Annotated in this window: 14 protein-coding genes and 1 pseudogene; 5 read left to right on the top strand and 10 right to left on the bottom strand. The window is 59.0% G+C overall.

Going from position 1 to position 19,397, the window contains the following annotated elements; genetic code table 11:
* Nucleotides 1-1,179 precede the first annotated feature (1,179 nt).
* Nucleotides 1,180-1,371 (top strand): annotated as a pseudogene (locus NTD81_RS00860) (response regulator transcription factor); the annotation flags it as partial.
* Nucleotides 1,372-1,543: 172 nt separating this feature from the next.
* Complete coding sequence (locus NTD81_RS00855; protein WP_262178449.1) at nucleotides 1,544-2,332, top strand: esterase/lipase family protein; 789 nt, start codon at nucleotides 1,544-1,546, stop codon at nucleotides 2,330-2,332.
* 3 nt (nucleotides 2,333-2,335) lie between these two features.
* On the opposite strand, the gene NTD81_RS00850 is transcribed toward NTD81_RS00855, so the two are convergent.
* The 5 genes from NTD81_RS00850 to NTD81_RS00830 form a co-directional block, all read right to left on the bottom strand.
* The gene (locus NTD81_RS00850) at nucleotides 2,336-3,301 is read right to left on the bottom strand and encodes a LysR family transcriptional regulator (protein ID WP_262178447.1); all 966 of its coding nucleotides are present in this window, start codon (nucleotides 3,299-3,301) and stop codon (nucleotides 2,336-2,338) included.
* Nucleotides 3,302-3,390: 89 nt separating this feature from the next.
* A complete protein-coding gene (locus tag NTD81_RS00845) occupies nucleotides 3,391-6,117 on the bottom strand; it encodes a LuxR C-terminal-related transcriptional regulator (RefSeq protein ID WP_262178444.1) in 2,727 nt (908 codons plus the stop codon).
* A gap of 198 nt (nucleotides 6,118-6,315) precedes the next feature.
* Entirely contained in the window at nucleotides 6,316-7,683 is a 1,368-nt protein-coding gene (locus NTD81_RS00840; protein ID WP_262178442.1) for a DUF1329 domain-containing protein, read from the bottom strand.
* A gap of 28 nt (nucleotides 7,684-7,711) precedes the next feature.
* Entirely contained in the window at nucleotides 7,712-9,622 is a 1,911-nt protein-coding gene (locus NTD81_RS00835) for a DUF1302 domain-containing protein (RefSeq protein WP_262178440.1), read from the bottom strand.
* A gap of 367 nt (nucleotides 9,623-9,989) precedes the next feature.
* On the bottom strand, nucleotides 9,990-11,672 hold the full coding sequence (locus tag NTD81_RS00830; RefSeq protein ID WP_262178438.1) for a fatty acid--CoA ligase: 1,683 nt from the start codon (nucleotides 11,670-11,672) through the stop codon (nucleotides 9,990-9,992).
* Nucleotides 11,673-11,855: 183 nt separating this feature from the next.
* Between NTD81_RS00830 and NTD81_RS00825 the strand changes: the two genes are divergently transcribed.
* Nucleotides 11,856-13,031: an acetyl-CoA C-acyltransferase gene (locus NTD81_RS00825; protein WP_262178436.1), complete on the top strand. Its 1,176-nt coding sequence runs from the start codon at nucleotides 11,856-11,858 to the stop codon at nucleotides 13,029-13,031.
* Nucleotides 13,032-13,070: 39 nt separating this feature from the next.
* Here the strand turns inward: NTD81_RS00825 and NTD81_RS00820 are convergent, their stop codons facing one another.
* The 5 genes from NTD81_RS00820 to NTD81_RS00800 form a co-directional block, all read right to left on the bottom strand.
* Complete coding sequence (locus tag NTD81_RS00820) at nucleotides 13,071-14,246, bottom strand: phospholipase D-like domain-containing protein (RefSeq protein WP_262178434.1); 1,176 nt, start codon at nucleotides 14,244-14,246, stop codon at nucleotides 13,071-13,073.
* 100 nt (nucleotides 14,247-14,346) lie between these two features.
* Nucleotides 14,347-14,679 (bottom strand): amidase, encoded by a 333-nt coding sequence (locus tag NTD81_RS00815; protein ID WP_262178432.1) that lies wholly within the window; start codon nucleotides 14,677-14,679, stop codon nucleotides 14,347-14,349.
* Nucleotides 14,676-15,797 carry a serine hydrolase domain-containing protein gene (locus NTD81_RS00810; RefSeq protein WP_262178430.1) on the bottom strand — a complete coding sequence of 374 codons (1,122 nt, stop codon included), beginning with the start codon at nucleotides 15,795-15,797 and terminating at the stop codon, nucleotides 14,676-14,678. Before NTD81_RS00810 ends, NTD81_RS00815 begins: the two co-directional genes overlap by 4 nt.
* 78 nt (nucleotides 15,798-15,875) lie before the next feature.
* Nucleotides 15,876-16,661, bottom strand: coding sequence for an MBL fold metallo-hydrolase (locus NTD81_RS00805; protein ID WP_262178428.1), 786 nt, complete (start codon nucleotides 16,659-16,661; stop codon nucleotides 15,876-15,878).
* A 95-nt stretch (nucleotides 16,662-16,756) separates the two neighbouring features.
* Nucleotides 16,757-17,635 (bottom strand): acyl-CoA dehydrogenase family protein, encoded by an 879-nt coding sequence (locus NTD81_RS00800; protein WP_262178405.1) that lies wholly within the window; start codon nucleotides 17,633-17,635, stop codon nucleotides 16,757-16,759.
* Between the two features lie 171 nt (nucleotides 17,636-17,806).
* Here NTD81_RS00800 and olsB point away from each other — a divergent pair, with 171 nt between their 5' ends.
* Together olsB and NTD81_RS00790 are read left to right on the top strand one after the other, a co-directional pair.
* Nucleotides 17,807-18,556, top strand: coding sequence for an L-ornithine N(alpha)-acyltransferase (gene olsB, locus NTD81_RS00795; protein ID WP_262178403.1), 750 nt, complete (start codon nucleotides 17,807-17,809; stop codon nucleotides 18,554-18,556).
* A gap of 66 nt (nucleotides 18,557-18,622) precedes the next feature.
* Entirely contained in the window at nucleotides 18,623-19,396 is a 774-nt protein-coding gene (locus NTD81_RS00790) for a lysophospholipid acyltransferase family protein (RefSeq protein ID WP_262178401.1), read from the top strand.
* Nucleotide 19,397 lies beyond the last annotated feature (1 nt).

Genomic DNA, 19,397 nt, shown 5'->3' with positions numbered 1-19,397 from the left:
AGCACAGGACGCGCGCCATACAGACTTAGGTAGCGTTTTGCAGCCACACCTAACGCCTATCAACAGCCCGGCGGCAGTGGGCAAGACAAGATTTTCAGGGCACTTGATGGCCTTGATTGCGGGCGCATTCGACGAACGGTAGCAGTCGCGTCAAGTCGCGTCGCAATATGTCAATTCCGCGTCGCGGAATATCCAAATACATGCCTAAGTTTTAGCGCAGCATTGTCCACTGCGGCTATGCCAATTCGGCACATAACAATGACGCCGCCGCGCACAAGCGCGACTGAATCGCCGAGGTACACGATCATGCAAGCATCCCTATCTCCATCCGTTCCCGCCAGTGTTGTGACTAATGGTCTGCCTGCCATCGCCAAGGGCTATATCCGCCGACCGGCGCTTAGCCAGCCGTTGATCGAGGGTAACCAGCGTTTAACGACCCTCTGCGCACCCGCGGGGTTCGGCAAAAGTGCCTTGCTGCTTGAGTGTGCCCACCAGGCGCCTGCTGGCACGCGGGTGCTGTGGATCGAGTTGTTGGGTGCGGACCTGAGCACACGCGAGCTGCTCAATTGCATTACCAATGCGCTGGATGAGCCGGCTGATGATGGTGAGCCCAAAGAAGCCCTGCGGCGTTTATTCGCCCGCGTGCGCCAGCCGCTGTGGTTAATGCTGGATGACTTTGCGCAACATGCCGGGGCTGAGCTCAATGCCTGCCTGCAAGAGTTGATCGAATACAGCCCCAGTCAGATCCGCTGGTGGTTGAGCAGCCGTCGCCCGCCACACTGGAGCCTGCCGCGGCTGGTGCTGCAAGGGGCGGTGAAACAGTTGGGCTATCGCGAGCTGGGCTTTGACGCCAAGGTTCTGCAAAACCTGACCAGCGAGCGCCAGCTGTACCTGAGCCTGCACCTGCATCAACGCCTGCTGGAGGAATGCGCCCATTGGCCGGCACTGATCTGCCTGTTATTGCACGAAGGCAGCCTCGACAACCTGCCCCAGCGCCTGCACCACGGCACGGCCTTATTGCGTGACTATCTGCAACGGGAAGCGGCCAACAGTGGCGCAGACGCTGAATACCTGCTCAACAATATGCGCGAGGTGCATCCGCATTGGTTCCACCCCACGCTCAACGTCCCGCACAGCCCCACTGCGCCGCGCCGTATGGGCCCCAGTAACAGCCTGTACCCGCTAAGCAAGCGCGAACGGACCATCCTGCAGCTCATTGCCGCCGGCCTGTCCAACCGGGAAATCGCCGAGCAGCTGTGCTTATCGGTCAACACCGTGAAAGCCCATGCCTGGAACATCAACAGCAAGCTCGGCACCGAGCGCCGCACCCAAGCCGTGGCCCAAGCCCAGCGCCAAGGTCTGCTCGGTTAAGCGCAACTCGCATTAACCCCAAGGCTCGCCCGCAAGGCGGGCCTTGGGGCTATCGTCAATCGATTCGTGCAGCGCCGACGCTTGGTCCAATGCTACGGAGCTGTGCACTAGGCAAACGGTCAAACAATCCAGGCAGGTTATTCACACCCCTGCCAGAGAGTTGGAGACCGCTATGCGCCACCGCCTAAACCCTATCCCGGAACACTCAAGCAGCACACTTAGCCCATCCAAACTGTTGCTGGCCTTGGAAAGCCGCGCGCTGTTCGAATGGCTAGCCACGCCGCTGGCCCTGCCCTGGCTCAAGCGCCAATGCCCGCTGGGTGACGGCCACGCGGTCATGGTGATGCCGGGCCTCCTCGCTGGCGACAGCTCCACTGCACCGCTGCGGCGTTTCTTAAGCACCTGCGGTTACCAGGTACAAGGCTGGCAGCAGGGCCGTAACCTGGGCCCAAGAGCGGGAGTGATGGCGGCGCTGCAACGACAATTGCGCGAGCTGCAGAGTGCCTCAGATGGCAAGATCAGTTTGATTGGCTGGAGCCTCGGCGGCATCTTTGCCCGCGAATTGGCGCGCCTACAGCCAGAGGCGGTGCGCCAAGTGATCAGTTTGGGCAGCCCGCTGTATGGCGAACCGCAAACCAGCACGAATGCCTGGCCACTGTATCAACACATCAGCGCTGGTCATCCGGCCGATGTGGAGCGCGGTGACTGCGCCCCGCCGGTGCCGACCACCTCGATCTTTAGTCGCGGCGATGGTGTGGTGGGTTGGCGCGGCAGTGTCGAAACCCACGGCGCGCAGATCTGCAATATCCAGCTGCGCTCAGGCAGCCATCTCGGCCTCGGGGTTAACCCACTGGTGTGGTGGGTACTGGCCGAACGCCTGGCCCAGGCCGAACACGCCTGGCAGCCATATAACGCACAGGGCCTGAGCCGCTGGCTGGTCAGCCACTATCAGCCGCGTTAGTGCCTACCACTGCGCCAGGCGCTGCTGGCACAACTCGAGGAAGCGTTGCACGGCCGGTGCTCGGGAGCGGCCCGCTAACTCGATGGCGTTGATCTGCGCCCGCAGCGTCCAGCCTGGCACGTCCAGTGCGGCCAATTCACCACTGACCAGTTCCGCCGCCAATTGCGGTAACGGCGCCGGCAACCAGGCATCGGTGCGCAACAGGGTTTGCTTGAGTAACTCATAGTCGCTGCTCAGCACATGCACCTGGGGTAACTGCCCATCCGGCTGGGCCAGCAATTGCAACAACGGATGGCTTTCGCCTAACTGCGCAGCAGACAGCATGGGGTACTCATACAGCTCCACCAAGCTGACATTTTTGCGCTGATGCAGGGGGTGTTGCTGGCGGACAAAGATCGGCGCCGGCAACGACTTCAAGGCTTGAAAACTCAGGCCCTCGGTACTGTGCATACTGCCGAAGCCGCCCAACACCAAATCGAACTGGCGGCTTTGCAGCCCCTGCACCAGCTCCTCCGGATTGCCCTCGGTGATATGCACTTGGATCTTGGGAAACTGGGCGACAAAATCGGGCAACACTGGGCGCAGCACAATCTCGCGGATCGCTCGGCCCACCCCCAGATTCAGCCGGCCGCTGTCGAGCTGACGGTACAGTGCGGCTTCGCGGATCAAGTCATCGACATCACACAGCAACTGAGAGCAGCGCGCCTCGATCTGCAAACAAAACGGCGTGGCTTGCATACCACTTTTGCTCCGATCGAACAGCTGCACACCTAGGTCCGCTTCGAGAATGGCGAGGCTGCGCGTCAGCGCTGGCGGCGTCACATGCAGCACGTCCGCGGCCCGGTTGATGCTGCCGTGACGAATCACGGCCTGGAGATGTTTAAGCTGTTTGAGTGTGAGCATGTTGGGCTTCGACAGATACGGGATCACCCGCTTAGATGGCATGGCGTGATAAGACCAGTAGGGCACAAAAGCTGCCTTGGCAGGCTATGCCAAAGTCCTAAATTTCACGACCACATTTGGTACGAAAGTTTTATCTTTCACGAGTTACGGGTTGCTTAGTCGTTGAGCAGGCCCAGGCTTTTCGCCCGCGCTACTGCCTGTGTACGGCGCTCCACGCCAAGCTTGCTGTTGATATGGCGAGCATGGGTTTTCACCGTGTGTAGCGAAATAAATAAGCTGTCACTGATTTGCTGATTCGAGCAGCCTTGGGCGATCAGGCGCAGTACCGCAAGTTCGCGACTACTAAGGGCGTCCACGGCAGAACCGGGCAAGGTCAAACTGACGCCATCACCGGTGTCTGGCAGCAATTGCGCTAAGTCTTGGGTCACATGGCAGGGTTCGACTTGCAGCAGGTGCTCACGCAGCCACTGCGGGTGCGCCAGCAAAGCCTCGTGAAACGGCAACAAACCTCCGCCGCCAGCGGTTTGCAAAACGCTGCGCAGCAAAGGTTGCGACTCACGCTCGCGGCCCGACTCGCGCAGCAACTGCGCCCACTGCATCTGCCCCATGGCCCAGATCAAATGGGCACCCGCTTTGTGGGCCTGAGTGCTTAACTGGCGCAGGCCCCGCTCGGCGCGGTCCAGCTCACCGATCAACTGATCATGCCGGGCCTGACACAACTGAATATGTAACGCCAATTGCGGATGAAATTCCGGGGCAGCGGCGCCCTGCTCGCCGTTATAAGCCTCATTCAGACGACTCAACCACAGCCCAGCCAGCTCGTGCTGACCTTGACGTAACCACAGCTCGCACTTAATCAGAGTGACCATGCCCAGGTAGTAAATGGCCGGCACATCCCAGATATGCATCAGCCGTTCGACCTCAGCCAAATGGGCAAAGGCTTCGGTGAGTTCACCACTGCGCCCGGCCAAACTAGCCAAAACGCAGTAGCCCAGCACCACACTGATATCGCGACAGCTGCGCGCTTCGGCAATACCTGCCAGCAGGCATTCACGGGCCTGCTCTGGCTGCAAGCGCAGGCTGTACAAGTACCCCTCATACAGGCGCAAACGTCCGCGTACCGCGTACTGTCGATCACGGGGCAAACTGTGCAAGCGTTGCTGGCCCTGACGGATCTCTTCGAGGGCCCGCAGCACCTCGCCCCGGGCCTGCAGAACCCGCGCCCGATCACAATGGGCGAAGGCTTCAAATAAGGGATTAGCAATGCGTTGGGCCAGCTCCAGAGCCTCACGGCTGAGCGCCCGCGCCTGCCATTGATCGCCTTGGGCCAAGGCCAAATTAGTCAGACTGGAAAGACACAGCAGGCGTTGGCCATAGCGCTGCGGCGGCAGACAACTCAATGCCTCACCGCAATGGGCTTGGGCCTTGGGCGCATCGCCAAGGCAGCGCGCGATCACCCCACTTAGGGCCAACCACTGGGCCAGCAAACTGGTGTGCTCCACAGGGTCCGGCGCGGGTAAAAAGCGCTGCAAGTTGGCCAGCAACTCCTGCGCCGCATCCAATTGGCTGGCCAGAGCTAACGCCCAGCCGTACAACAAAATCAGACGCGGCGTGCTGGTCAGCAGGGACTCGGGAATGTCCATCTTCCAACGCAGCAAAGTCGAGACGTTTTGCTCGGCGAGCAGTTGCTCCTCGGACAGGTTCTGCACCAAGTTGGCAGCCACATCGGACTGCCCCGCGCGCAGCGCCTGCTCGATGGCTTCATCCAAAAAGCCGGCACCACTGAACCAACGACAAGCACGCAGGTGGGCAGCGACCGAGGTTTTTAAGCGGCTACGCAACAAGTCAGAGAATAAATGGTGATAGCGAAACCATTTGCCTTGCTCATCCAAGGGCACCAAAAACACTTGGTGAGCTTGCAGATGACGGATGATCGCCGCGCTGTCGCCGGCATCGCGCAAGGCATCGCACAGCTCGGCGCAGAACCGCTCTTGGCTGGCGGTGGCATATAAGAAAGCCTGCACGTCCTCCGGCTGGCGTTCGATGACTTCTTCCAGCAGATAATCGTGGATCAGTCCTTCGCCGCTCTGCCCCAAGGTTGCCAAAGGCTCAGTGGCATTGCTCTGGGGCGCCGCCAGGGTCCACAAACGCAAGCCCGCGACCCAGCCCTCACTGCGCTGCAGCAATACCGCTAAATCGTCCGGGGCCAACGCCGCACCTTGCAGAGCCAGTAACTGAGTGGCCTCGCCAGCACTTAAGCGCAGATCCTGCTCGTGCAGCTCCAATAATTGCCGCGATAGCCGCAAGCGCGCCAAGTGCCAGTCCGGACGCTGCCGGCTGGTGACCAACACGCGCAGGCCGGCGGGCATGTGATTGAGCAAAAACTGTAGGCAGCGATCGAGCACCGCCCCTTGGGCCAAATGGTAATCATCGAGGACCAACAGCAATGGCCGGTTCTCTTGTAGATGCAGCGCCAGCTCGTCGAGCAAAGTATCCAGCCACTCTTCAAAGGCAAAAGGCTGGTGCCGTTGGCGCATGCGTAACAGGCCTAACGCCTCTTGGCCAACTTGTGGGTAGAACTGCTGAAAAGCACTGACCAAGCGTTCGAGGAACCGCCCCGGGTCGCTGTCCCGTGTAGAAAGCGCCAGCCACAGGCTTTGCCACTGGCTCGGTAGATGCTCGCAAAACTCGATGGCCAGAGAGCTTTTGCCAAAGCCGGCCGGAGCGCTGATCAACAATAAGCGCCCACCTAAACCCTCGGCCAAACGCGCGCAAAGTTGCGGCCGGGCCACATATCCAGCAGGCAGTGGCGGGCGATAAAACGGCCCCCCGAGAATCTTCGGGGCACTGATCAGCACGGGTGGAAGGGTTAAATCAATCATGTATCCGCGTTTAGTTCTCAAACAATCTGAGCAGGTCGACTGTCGCGCAGACTAGCGTTTAGAACGTGGGATTAGAAGCCTTTAGCGCGATTTAGCCGGTATCTAACACGATCCACCATACATAATGTCGGTTTGTAGGACTTTTTACGAGCATAAAAAAACCGGCCATTACGGCCGGTTTTTCCTTACCCAAAGCGCTTAGCGAACGCCTGCCTGGCGCAGTGCTGCTGGGGTGTAGTCGCTTTCTTTAGCTGGGTAGTCATACACGTAAGAGCTTTTCTCTTCGTTTTTCATACCCAGGGCCAGGTAGCGGCCGGACTGCAGGTCATACAGAGTTTCTACGCTGTACCAAGGTACTTGTTTGTCGTAGTAATGCTGCGAGTGAGCCTCAGCGACACGCCACAGGGTGCCACGGCCATCGTAATGGTCGATTTCTGCGGCTTGCCAGGTATCTTCGTCGATGTAGAAGTCACGCTTGGCGTAGATATGACGCTCGCCGGCTTTCAAGGTGGCGGTTACGTGCCATACGCGGTGCAGCTCGTAACGAGTCAGGTCCTGATTGATGGTGCCGGCTTTGACGATTTCGCTGTACTTAAGCTTCGGCGAGTCCAGACGGTAGCTGTTGTAAGGGATGTAGATTTCCTTCTTACCAACCAACTTCCAGTCGTAACGGTCCGGGGCGCCGTTGAACATGTCCAAATTATCAGATGTACGCAGGCCATCGGCTGCAGTACCCGGACCGTCATAGGACACCTGCGGAGCACGGCGCACACGACGCTGGCCGGCGTTGTACAGCCAAGCCAGACGCGGCTCCTTAACCTGGTTGAGGGTTTCGTGCACCAGCAGCACGTTACCGGCCAGACGCGACGGCGCGGTTACCCGCTGCTTGAAGTAGAACAGCACGTTGCTGCCTTTGCTGGCATCGGCATCTTTCAGCGCACCCCGGAAGGTGAACTCATCCTGGAAGTACACCAGGCTGTAAGAGCCATTCGCCTGTGGCGTGGCTTGGGTCACCAGTCGCTTAACACTGCCGCCGCGATAGCGGGCGATATGGTTCCAGATCACCTCCAGACCGTCCTTAGGAATCGGGAACGGGTTAGCCTGGTCAAAATTTTCCAGACCGTTACCGCCCTCTACCAATTTGGTGCTGACCGCGTTTTTCTTTGTGGCGGCAACAACGAAGTCCGGCACGTTAGCGCTACGGTGGGTGGTGAACACCGGGATTTTGTAGGTTTGCGGGTAACGTTTGAACAGCGCCAGCTGGCCTGGGGTCAGCTTGTCTTTGTACTGTTCAGCGTTTTGCGCAGTGATGGTGAACAGCGGCTGCTCATTAGGGAACGGATCGGACAAGAAGCCCGCAGCGTCTACGCTACCGGCGTTCTTCGGCAGGCCACCGGTCCAGGCAGGGATCGAACCATCGGCGTTACCGGCCATTTCAGCCCCCAGCGGAGTCAGGCTGGTGCCCAACTTCGCCGCTTCCTCCGGAGAGACAGCCGCCATCACGCTGGTTGTCAGCATCGACAAGGCCAGCGCGCTGGTTTGCAGCAAGTTTTTAGTTATTTTCATCTGCATACTTCCTCAAAAATCCGTCTACTTAGAAGTTCACGCCAAAGCTGAGCGCAACGAAGTCGCGGTCATCAGTGGTCGAATACTTACCATCAAAGAAGTTGGTGTAAGACAGGCTCGCGGTGTAGGTGTTTTGGTACTCCGCATCCAAGCCCAGGCTGACAGCCTTACGACCTTCTTCGAAGTTACCGCCTGGGCCAGGCGAGTAGCCTTCAACGTCATGGGACCAAGCGACGCTCGGACGCAGGTTGACCCCGGCGAACACATCTGGGTATTCCCAAATGGCCCGAGCGCGATAACCCCAGGAGTTGGCAGTGGTGAAACCATCACGGTCACCGGCTTTATCCAACATCTGTTGTGTGGTGTTTGCACCGCCGGTAACGGCGTTAACTGGACCGGACATATTGCCTGCGGTACCGAAAATCGGATCGCGGCCATAGCGCAGTTTGCTCGCCCCTTCCAGGCCGCCCACGTGGGTCCAGCCAACCTCACCAACCAGGGTCAGGCGGGAGGCGCCCATCACTTGGTCAATAAAATGGGTAAAGGTGGTTTGCAGCTGGGTGATTTCTTTACGGCGGTAACCGTGCAGATAACCCTCAGCGTCCGGGCCCAGTGGCGATACGTCGGCATATGGACTGCTGCCGCCCACAACCAGAGGTTTCAGGCCGGCGTACAACACGTCAGTGGAGTTCAGCTGCACCGGAGCATTGGGCCGGTAGCTGATTTCACCGCTCCACGCTGTGCCAGTAGGCAAGGTGGTGGAGAAACTCAGACCGTACAGGCGAATATCTTCTGGATACTCCATCATGTAGCCGCCGTTGGCCGCCATGGACAGGGCACCCGCTTGTTGAGCCAGAGCTGGGTTGTTAAGCAAGGTGTTGATGGTGCTGGCCAGGTTGTTGACCCCGGCAATCGCATCCGGAGTTGGCGACACACCACTGAAGATCGGCATGCGGCTGTGGTAGTTCATGAAGTAGGCACCGAACTCGGTGTCCAACGGCTCGAACATGTAGCGGAAGGCCAAGCCCCACTGACCGCTGTCACGGGCATCTTTATCGCCATAACGCTTAACCAGAGCGCCTTCCGAGGTACCCGTGATGGCATTCGCGCCACCCGACTGGAGGATCGAGTTAATCAACGACAGAGTGCCCGCATTCGGCATGCTGAGTACGTTCAGACCTTGGGTACAACCATCAGCGACGATGTCCGCTTGGGAGAAGAAGGTGCCGCAGTTGTCGATGACGGTTTGGTCCCACTCCAGTTGGTAGAAGGCCTCCATCGACAGGTCTTCAGTCAGGCTCTGGGCCACATAGAACATGTTGACCGGGATCAGGCCCTCTTTAATTTCAGCGCCTGGACGGCGGAAAGCCGAGACGTCAACGGGGTTGATCGAGTTGATACCGCCTTGGATAAAGGTACTTTCCCCCCAGCTCACCACCTGTTTACCCAAACGTACCGAACCTGGCTGCTCGGCAATTTGGTAGTTGTGGTAAACGAAGGCGTCGAGGATCTCGGCGCCTGAGGCTTGGGCACTCTCTTTACGGTTGTGGTCGCTGATAGGTTTGAACTCACGATTTTCATCTTTGAGTTCGAAGTCGTACCAGTATTTGCCCCGCACAAATACGCCGGTGTCGCCGTATTTGAGTTCGAGGTCGTGAATACCTTTGAAGATTTTCGAGAAGGTTTTGCCGCGGCGGAAGTTCAGATGGCCATCGTCCGAGGTTTGCGACAGACCGTGACCGCCGTTGTTGACACCGATCAGATCGCTATCGGCTTTTTGCGTCGACCAGCTCGCACCCACAGACAGGGCTGAGTCGAACTGACCCTCTATTTCACCAATATTGAAAGTCACACCAAAGGCCGGTGCAGCGAGTGTAGATGCGAGGCTGACGGCCAGTGGCAACTTTGCCAGGCGCCAGAATTGTTGTGTTTTTATCATCGACGCTACTCCATGTGCTTTTTGTTATTGATGGATCTAACTATATCGAGCGAGTTTGGCAGCATGATCCCTCTAAAGTGTGATTTGCGCTGCCTGAGTACTCTAGGCCGCAGGTTTTAACGCGGTGGATTAACCAACAAGACCAAGAATAGCCTTGTCCGAGCAATTACCAAGCCAAGACAAAGTTTGACTACACAGTCACAAACCGCACCGTAAAGTCCCCTCTTGCGAGCTCCCAGAGAGTTGCTGAAAGGCGCTGCGTTAAAACCTGAATCCAGATCATAAGCATCTGTTTTAACTAGAAAAATATCGATTACCGTTAAAACAACGGACACTTTTAGGCCGTTTGATAAGTTTCGCCATACCCTTACAAAGTTGACAAAAAAGTGCTGCCGCTGGCCTGCCAGCGAACAATATCCAAGCGGATTTTTTTCTTATCTAACTTACCGACACTGGTCTTGGGAACTTCGGTAACAACAGCAATCTGCGAAGGTATCGCCCACTTATTAATAGTGCCCTGCTCAACAAATGGCTTGAGATGCTCCTTTAATTGTTTGGCATCCAGTGTGTGTTGCTCCTGTAACACCACCAAAGCAAAAGGCCGCTCGCCCCATTGCGGATCTTCCACACCCACCACCGCCACCTCACGCACAGCCGGATGGCGACTGATTAAATCCTCCAATGCCAGCGAGGAAATCCATTCGCCACCGGTCTTGATCACGTCCTTAATGCGGTCACGGATCTCAATAAAATTAAACTCGTCGATGGTCGCCACATCGCCGGTGTGCAGCCAGCCGTGTTGCCACAACTGCGCGCTCTGCCCGGGCTCGCGGTAATAACCCTGGGTGAGCCAGGGCGCGCGTAACACCAGCTCACCTTGGCTGCTGCCATCGTGGGGCAGGAACGAGCCGTCGCCGGCCATAATCGCCGCTTCCACCAAGGGCACCGGCACTCCGGCCTTGATCCGGTATGTGGTGCGCTCATCGTCGCTGCCGGCTTGCAGCTCATCATTGAGGTGGGCACAGGAAATCAACGGCCCGGTCTCGGACATACCATAGGCTGCCGTCAGCTGGATCCCGCGACTCTTGGCTAAGTCATACAGCGAACGGGTCAACGCACTGCCGCCGATGATCAACTTCCAGCCGCCGAAATCGACACCCTGGGCACTCTTGGCGCCCAGCACCATCTGCAGGATGGTCGGCACGCAGTGCGAGTAGGTGACCCTCTCCTCTCGCCACAGCTTAATCAGCAGGTCGGGCTCATAGCGGCCTGGGTATACCTGCTTCAGCCCCATCATCGTGGCGGCATAGGGCATGCCCCAGGCGTGTACGTGGAACATCGGCGTGATCGGCATATACACGTCATCACTGCCCATCAAGCGCACGCTGTCGAGACTGCCCAGCACACTGACTTCGGCCAAAGTGTGCAGCACTAACTGGCGATGGCTGAAATAGACACCCTTAGGATTACCGGTGGTGCCGGTGGTGTAAAAGGTGGTGGCGATGGAGTTTTCGTCGAAATCAGCAAAGTCATACTGGTGACTGGCGCCGGCCAACAAGTGTTCATACTCGCCAACCAGATTGGGCAGATCCGCCGTAGTCTCGCAGCCATCGCTGAGCAGGATGGTTTTTTCAACTGTTTGCAACTGCTCCGCCATGCTTTGGTAGAGCGGCACGAAGTCACTGTTAACCAGCACGAACTTATCTTCGGCATGATTCATGGTGTAGAGAATCTGATCCGCCGAGAGACGGATATTGATGGTGTGCAGCACCGCCCCCAGCATCGGAATGGCGAACATACACTCCAGGTAACGGTGGCTGTCCCAATCCATCACCGCGACGGTGTCGCCGGCCTTCACTCCGGCAGCGCTAAGCATGTTGGCTAGGCGCGCGATGCGTTGATTGAGGGTCAGGTAGTCATAGCGAAGCAGGTCGCGATATACGATCTCGCGGGTTTTCTCGTAGCGCACGCCTGATAACAACAGGCGTTTGATCAGCAGCGGCGCTTGATAGGCGCAGGCGGTCGGGTCAAGCAGACGGGTTTGCAACATGCCATTAGCCTCTTAAGACGTTTTTATTGTGCTGATGCAGTGCCGCCAATCTAGAGACTCGACCCAGGGGCCAAATCAGCCCAAAGAATGATTTTTTTTATGACTCTATGGCCAATTTTGGTCACACAGTAGAATTGCCCCCACCACTCAATGTTTTTTGTATAACAAGAAGGAGTTACCCCAATGTCCGATATCGTCATCGTCAGCGGCGCCCGCACGCCTATGGGCGGTTTTCAAGGCAGCCTGGCCAGCGTGGCAGCAGTGGATCTGGGCGCAGCAGCCATTCGCGCGGCAGTCGCCCGCGCCGGTATCGAGGCGGCCGATGTGCAGGAAGTGATCATGGGCTGTGTGTTACCGGCGGGCCTCAAGCAAGGCCCCGCCCGCCAAGCCTCGCTCAACGCCGGCCTGCCAGCGGCAACGGGCTGCACCACGATCAACAAGCTCTGCGGCTCAGGCATGAAAGCGGTCATGCTGGCCCACGACCTGCTCAAAGCGGGCACTAACAGCGTGATGATCGCCGGCGGCATGGAAAGCATGTCCAACGCCCCCTATGTGATGACCAAGGCACGCACTGGCCTGCGCATGGGCCATGGCGAAATCAAAGACCATATGTTCTTGGATGGCCTGGAAGACGCCCGCACGGGTCGCCTGATGGGCTCCTTCGCCCAGGAAACCGCCGACCAATACGGCATCAGCCGCGAACAAATGGACGCCTACGCCATTGAGTCGCTCAAACGTGCCCAAGCCGCCATTGCCAGCGGCGCGTTGGCCGCCGAGATCGTGCCGGTCACCGTCAGCAGCCGTAAAGGCGACATCGAGGTGAAGGACGACGAGCAACCCCTGACGGCCAACCTGGACAAGATTCCGACGCTCAAACCGGCATTTAAAAAAGACGGCACCATCACCGCCGCCAACGCCAGCTCGATCTCCGACGGTGCTTCTGCCCTACTCCTGATGACCGCCGAAGAAGCCACCAAGCGCGGCCTCAAACCATTGGCCAAAATCGTCGGCCATGCCACCCAAAGCCAAGACCCCAGCGAGTTCACCATCGCGCCGATTGGCTCGATCACTAACCTGCTGAAAAAGACTGGCTGGAACAAAGCCGATGTCGACCTGTTCGAGATCAACGAAGCCTTTGCCATGGTCACCATGCTGGCCATGCGTGAGCACGATCTGGATCACGCCAAAGTGAATATCTACGGCGGCGCCTGCGCCCAGGGTCACCCGGTGGGCTCGACCGGCTCGCGGATCATCCTGACCCTGATCAACGCCCTGAAAAACACTGGCGGCAAACGCGGCATTGCCTCGCTGTGCATTGGCGGCGGCGAAGCCACGGCGGTGGCGGTAGAACTGCTCTAAGCCAAATCCTGCGGGCCGGCCCCAGGCCGGTCCGCAGGGCTAACGCCGGCGATCGAGCAAGTTGACCAGCAACTGGTCAAGGGTGCCCCACAGCGACTGTTGCAGGCGCTTGTACCAAGGTCGGCGGCGCCACTCTTGCGGGCTGATCGGCGTGCTTTGGGCAAAGTCATGCTGAAAACTGCTCAGCACTTGGGCGGTAAAACCTGGGTCCAACGCTTCTAGATTGGCATCGAGGTTAAAGCGCAGATTCCAGTGATCGAAGTTGCACGAGCCGACACTGACCCAGTCATCGACCAAGACCATTTTCAGGTGCAAAAACTGCGGCTGATATTCAAAGATTTTCACCCCAGCCTTGAGCAAACTGGCGTAGTAACGCTGCCCGGCAAAACGTATCGGCGGGTGATCGGTGTGCTGCCCGCTTAGTAACAAGCGCACATCCACCCCCCGCGCGGCGGCCTGCCGCAAGCTGCGCCGCACCCGCCACGTCGGCAGAAAATACGGAGTGGCCAACCAGATACGCTGCTTGGCACCACGCAGCGCACGCACGAGTGAGAGCAAAATATCGCGGCGTTGCCAGGCATCGGCAAACGCTACCCGGCCCAAGCCACCGACACGACTCGGTAGCGGCGGCAAGCTGCGATAGCGCGCGGGGCCATGGGGGCGCCAGACACGCCAGGTGTTGATGGCCTGATAACTCTCCCACTGCCACTCGAACAACGCCTGCCAGTCGCGCACCAGCGGCCCGCTGATTTCCACCATCGCTTCGTGCCACACCGAGTTGGCCTCAGGCGCACGGTCCGCCTGCCAAAACTCATCAGTGGCCCCGGTACCACCGACAAAGGCGTAGTGCTGATCGACCAGTAACAGCTTGCGGTGATCGCGGTGAAAGTTACGCAAGCCATGCTGCCAGTGCAGCGGGTTATACAGACGCAAGACCACGCCGGCATTGACCAAGCGTTGCCGGTCCCGCGTCAGTAAGCGCTGCACGCCGAAGCTATCGAACAGACAGCGCACCCTGACGCCACGCTGCGCGGCGACGCACAGCGCATCGATCAGCTGATTGCTACAGGCGCCGCTCTCGACCAGATAGAGCTCCAGCTCGATCTGCTGCTGCGCCTGGGCAATGCGCGCCAGCATCCGCGGGAAAAAGCGCGGCCCATCGAGCAACAGATTAAGTTGATTGGCATGGCGCCAGGGGAACACCTTATTCGGCATGGCGCGGCATCCTGCAGGCGTAGGCCATTACGTCTCACAAAAGAGAAATCCAAAGCCAACCATAGCGGCTGGCTTTGGCCTTGCAAAGCCACCTGCGCGGTTAAGGTAAGGGCAGCGCCTGCGGTAACAGCTGGCAACCCTCGCGCGGTCCCAGCCACTGGGCGCTTTTCGTCACGCCCATGCCACGGGCAGTGACCTGCTTGTGCGCAGCGTCTTCATGCAGCGCCGACAGCGGCACATACTGCGCCACATAGCTGGCGCAGTACTCGGCGGGGTTATTGGCCACGTAACGGCAGGAGCAATATTCCTTGGCCGAGTAGGCGCCGATAATCCCCGGGAAGCCAGCTAAGTCAGTGCGGTTTTGCCAGGCAAGGCCGGCTAGTAGCACCAGGATCAAGAACAAAGCGCTGAGCAGCGGATGGCGACGGATCATGGTTGTACCTGCTCGGCAAAGGCGGCCTGGATCAGTTTGAGGAAGTGATTGCGATCAAAGCTGGCATCGCGATCATCGGCGTAGCGCACCACCACCAAGTTAGCGCTGGCCATCACATATAAGCCTTGCCCCCAATGCCCTAAGGCCATCAAGGTATCGCTCGGCGCATCCGGCCAGGGTACGGCCGCAGCGTTGTGCGCGACGTTAAGCCACCAGTGCCCACCCGGCACTGCTTCAGTGGTTTTGCCAGCCTGAGCGAGGTAATTGGCAAAGGGCGTGCGGTTAAATTCGACCCAGGCTTTGGGCACGATTTGCTGATCCTGCCAGCGACCATCGTGCTGCATCAGCAAGCCGATACGCGCCAGATCACGGGCAGTCATGTAGACATAGGACGAAGCGATCAAGGTGCCGGCGCCATCGCGCTCCCACACTGCGCTGCGAATACCCAAAGGATCAAACAGTGCGGTCCACGGATAATCCGCATAATTCTCTGCGCCGACCATGCCCTTCAGCGCTGCCGCCAAGACGTTGCTGTCGCCGCTGGAATAGCGAAACCGCGTGCCTGGCTGAGCGCCTGCGGGCGTATGGCTGACGAACTCGGCCATATCATTGCGGCCACGGGTGTAGAGCATCGCCACCACCGAGGACTTCAGCGGCGCGTATTCGTAGTCCTCTTGCCAATCCAGGCCCGACGCCCAGTTCAGCAAGTGGCCAACCTTAACCTGCGGGTGCGCGGCAAAGGCTGGGTAGTACTGCGCCACCGGCGCATCCAAACGCAGCTTCCCCTGACCGTAAGCCACGCCCATCACCGTGGCGAGTATGCTCTTGGACATCGACCAGTTGAGGTGCGCCGTGGCCGCCGTGGTCGGCGCCGCATAGCGCTCGTACACCACCTGACCATCGCGAATCACCAGTAAGGCATCGGTGCGAATGCCCTTGCGGCTGACCTCATCACGCGCCGGGAAGGCATAGGCTTGCAGAGTATCAATCGCCGCGCTGGGCGCCGCTAACTGGGTTTGCCAGTCGGCAGTGGGCCAGTGCTCAGCCTGAGCAGTACTCGCGCTAACCGCGCAAACCAGGGCCAGCAACAGCCGGCGGGGGGCAAACAACGAACCCATGACAGCGCCTCTCATCGTTTTGAGCGCGCACCCTAGCATGCGGCTCAAGCCACGTACCATGCTTGAGCCAGGTACGGGCTAACGCGGCACGCGATAATCGTCGGGGCCCATCAAGTCCATGCCGCACTCTAAGTTCTCGATCCAGTACAAAAACGCACTGATCATCTCCTGGCCCACAAACGGCCGGCCATGCTGCGGCACGATCATCGCCACATCCATGTCGCGCACCATCGCCGCCCACAAGCGGCAGACTTTATTGCTGGCCATATAACGCCGATGAAAGCCGAGCATATGCGGCACGTGGTTAACGAAATCGGTCACCGGGTTGGCGTCATCCACCAACGAGGCGCCCATATCACCGGAAAACAGAATCTTGCTCACCGGGTCGTACAACTGAAAGTTGCCCACCGAATGCAGAAAGTGCGCCGGCACCGCCTTAAGTTTCGATTGGCCTAAGGCAAAGGATATCCCCGCATCGGGCAAGGCAATGATGCGATCAAAGGTGTTCAAACCACGGCTCAGGGCCAAATAGTTGGCCGTCAGGTGCGGTAAAAAGCGCGCCCATAACTTGGAGCAGATCACCCGCGCCCGGGTGTGCAGCAGCCACTTGTCCAGCGAGGCGATGATGTCCGGGTCTTGGTGGGAGGCGAAGATATAGGTCAGGTCCTGCACCGGAATGTGCTTGGACAACTCCATCGAAAGCGGCGTGTAGGTCAGGTCGCCGCCCGGATCGAGGAGCAAGTATTGCTCGTTATCGGTAATCAGAAACTGGTTGGACTGCACGCCCTCGCCACTGACCAAATCATCAAACATCAGACATTGATGCTTGCCGTTATCGAACAACACTATGGGCTCACGTCGCATCACAGGCTCCTAGGAAAGCCCGCAAGCTTAGCCGGGTGCGATGCGCGCCTTACTGACCTGGATCAAGCGTCCCATCTTGGCGCTTTTTTATTGCGCTAAGCCAATGCCGCCAGAGCCTTCTCCAGGCGTTTAAGCCTGGCGCTTTTAGCAATGCCTAAGAGGCCGCGATCGCGTTGCCACAACTGCTGCCAATGGCTTGGGCTGCCCGCCAAAGCGGCATCCAGCTCCGCGTGCAAGGCCTCAAACTGGGCGAATAAGCTCGCCAACAGCACATGCCCGGCGGCGGCATTGGGACACTGTCGCGCCATCTCCGCGCAACCGGCCAACAGGCCGAGTAGCCGCAACTGCAAAGCCTGCGGCCAAGCACAATCCTGCCCTACGCCATACAACCAGGCCGTCAGTGCCGCGAGGACGTGATTATCTTCTAAGGTGCGAAACGGCTTGCAGTAATCCGCCCAACCATCGCCGGGTAAGCGTTCGCAGGGCGCGGCTTGCAGCAACAACCGGCCATGGCTGATATCGGGCATCAAGGGCAAGCTCGGCAGCGCCTCAATGCTGACGCCAGGGCCGCCGCTGCGCACCACGGCCAGGGCGATTTGTGGCGGACTGTCGGGCGCCTCGACCCGAGCGGCGACCAGCAACCACTCGGCGTACTCAGCCGCGGTGACAAAGTCCTTGCGGCCATCGAGTTGCAAGCCCTGTAAGCGTGTCTTGAGATCGGCAGGGCGAATGCTGCGCTGCTCGGTGACACACAGCGCGCCCAAGGTCCAAGGCGCGGCGGGCCATAAGGCGCGCAAAGCCGCTTGATAACCGGCCAAGAAGGCTAAACCCGGCGTTGCGGCCATGCGCCCACCGAGCACAGCTAACTGCAACGCACTGGGCTGCTGAAGCTGCGCCAGCAGCGTGGCATACCACTCGTCTAAAGCCTCTTCAGCTAAACGCGGCTGCGCGCCTAGTAACGACTGCCAATGCATGGCGGATACCTCACAGGTTGAGCGTTGTTGTTATGAATTTATTCGCAGGGGCCACTGTCACATAACTGTTAGCAAAAGTTCATATCGATGACACCCGCCGCACCTAGCTTCAATCTTGCCCAGCAATGTCTACCGGCTCAAGGCAAAAAGCCGGCCAATGGAGATATCGGCATGACTCAGCAGCTTTCCCCCGCGCGCCCTGGCCGTCATTTACAAGCCGAGCGGTTACACGGCCCTGATGCCCTGCGTGAAGCCCAAGCCCTGCGTTACCGTGTGTTCAGCAGCGAGTTCGCGGCCAAACTAAAAGGCGCGGAGCTTGGCCTGGATATGGATGACTACGACATTCACTGCCAGCACATCGGTGTGCGCGACCTTAACAACGGCCAACTGGTGGCCACTACCCGCCTGCTCGATCACCGCGCCGCCGCTGACCTAGGGCGCTTTTACAGCGAAGAAGAGTTCAACCTGCAGGGCCTGCTGCAACTACAAGGCCCGGTGCTGGAGCTGGGGCGCACCTGCGTCGACCCTGCCTACCGTAACGGTGCCACCATCGCCGTGCTGTGGAGCGAGCTGGCTGAGGTGCTGAACCAAGGCGGCTACCGTTATCTGATGGGCTGCGCCAGCATCCCCATGCAGGACGGCGGTATCCAGGCCCAGGCGATCATGCAGCGCCTGCGCGAACGTTATCTGTGCACCGATTACCTGCGCGCAGTACCCAAGAATCCGCTGCCGGAGCTTGAGGTGCCGAGCAATGTCATCACCGAAATGCCGCCGCTGCTCAAAGCCTATATGCGCCTTGGCGCGAAGATCTGTGGCGAGCCCTGCTGGGACCCTGACTTTCAGGTAGCGGACGTGTTTATCCTGCTCAAACGCGATGAGTTATGCCCACGCTACGCGCGCCACTTTAAAGCGGCGGTTTAAGCACTGTTGCCCGGCAGGTGGTGACTCTGTAACAGTGCCTACCGTGCTGAGCGCTTGAGACTGCTAATGAAGAAACTACGCCTGTATTTACGTCTAACCCGCCTGTTGTTGGTCATCACCCTGGGCACCTTGTTAGCGGCTGGACTAAGCCTGCTAGAACGTCTTTTTAGGCATGACCTGATGGCCACCCGACAACGGCTGACCCGCTGGTTTCTTGCCCGCCTGGCCAGCGCCCTGCCTTTTCGCCTGGAAATCAGCGGCGAGCTGCCGCGCGAGCCCATGCTCTGGGTCAGCAACCACATCTCCTGGACTGACATTCCTCTGCTAGGCATGCTCACCCCGCTGTCGTTTTTGTCCAAAGCCGAGGTACGCACCTGGCCGGTGGCTGGCTGGTTGGCGCATAAAGCCGGCACCTTGTTTATCCGCCGGGGTGGTGGCCACAGCAACCTGCTCAATCAGCAACTAGGTCGGCACTTGCAACAGGGGCGCAACCTGCTGATTTTCCCTGAAGGCACCACCAGCGACGGGCAGAGCCTGCGCACCTTCCACGGTCGGTTACTGAGCAGCGCCATCGACAATGGGGTGGCCGTGCAACCGGTGGCGATCCGTTATCTGCGCGGTGGCCAGCCCTGCACCATCGCGCCCTTTATCGGCGATGACGACATGCTCTCGCACCTGCTGCGCTTGCTCAGCAGTGATATTGGCCTGGCGCAAATTCAGTTGCTGACGCCCATCACCAGCGCCGGCAGTGATCGCAATGGCTTGGCGCGCAGCGCGCAATTAGCTATCGCCCAAGCCCTGTATGGGGACTGCGAAGCGGTCAGCGACGCCGCCGCTTAAG

The organism is Pseudomonas sp. 5P_3.1_Bac2 (assembly GCF_025465995.1).
Lineage (GTDB): Bacteria > Pseudomonadota > Gammaproteobacteria > Pseudomonadales > Pseudomonadaceae > Aquipseudomonas.
The sequence above is the reverse complement of the archived record's forward strand: the minus strand, read 5'-3'. Positions and strand labels throughout refer to the sequence as shown.

Bases quoted from the DNA above. Each gene is read 5' to 3' on its own strand.
- NTD81_RS00810 (WP_262178430.1), bottom strand. From the start codon at position 15,797: ATGGGTTCGTTGTTTGCCCCCCGCCGGCTGTTGCTGGCCCTGGTTTGC.
- NTD81_RS00820 (WP_262178434.1), bottom strand. From the start codon at position 14,246: ATGCCGAATAAGGTGTTCCCCTGGCGCCATGCCAATCAACTTAATCTG.
- NTD81_RS00845 (WP_262178444.1), bottom strand. From the start codon at position 6,117: ATGATTGATTTAACCCTTCCACCCGTGCTGATCAGTGCCCCGAAGATT.
- NTD81_RS00835 (WP_262178440.1), bottom strand. From the start codon at position 9,622: ATGATAAAAACACAACAATTCTGGCGCCTGGCAAAGTTGCCACTGGCC.
- NTD81_RS00800 (WP_262178405.1), bottom strand. From the start codon at position 17,635: ATGCATTGGCAGTCGTTACTAGGCGCGCAGCCGCGTTTAGCTGAAGAG.
- NTD81_RS00790 (WP_262178401.1), top strand. From the start codon at position 18,623: ATGAAGAAACTACGCCTGTATTTACGTCTAACCCGCCTGTTGTTGGTC.
- NTD81_RS00815 (WP_262178432.1), bottom strand. From the start codon at position 14,679: ATGATCCGTCGCCATCCGCTGCTCAGCGCTTTGTTCTTGATCCTGGTG.
- NTD81_RS00805 (WP_262178428.1), bottom strand. From the start codon at position 16,661: ATGCGACGTGAGCCCATAGTGTTGTTCGATAACGGCAAGCATCAATGT.
- olsB (WP_262178403.1), top strand. From the start codon at position 17,807: ATGACTCAGCAGCTTTCCCCCGCGCGCCCTGGCCGTCATTTACAAGCC.
- NTD81_RS00855 (WP_262178449.1), top strand. From the start codon at position 1,544: ATGCGCCACCGCCTAAACCCTATCCCGGAACACTCAAGCAGCACACTT.
- NTD81_RS00840 (WP_262178442.1), bottom strand. From the start codon at position 7,683: ATGAAAATAACTAAAAACTTGCTGCAAACCAGCGCGCTGGCCTTGTCG.
- NTD81_RS00825 (WP_262178436.1), top strand. From the start codon at position 11,856: ATGTCCGATATCGTCATCGTCAGCGGCGCCCGCACGCCTATGGGCGGT.
- NTD81_RS00830 (WP_262178438.1), bottom strand. From the start codon at position 11,672: ATGTTGCAAACCCGTCTGCTTGACCCGACCGCCTGCGCCTATCAAGCG.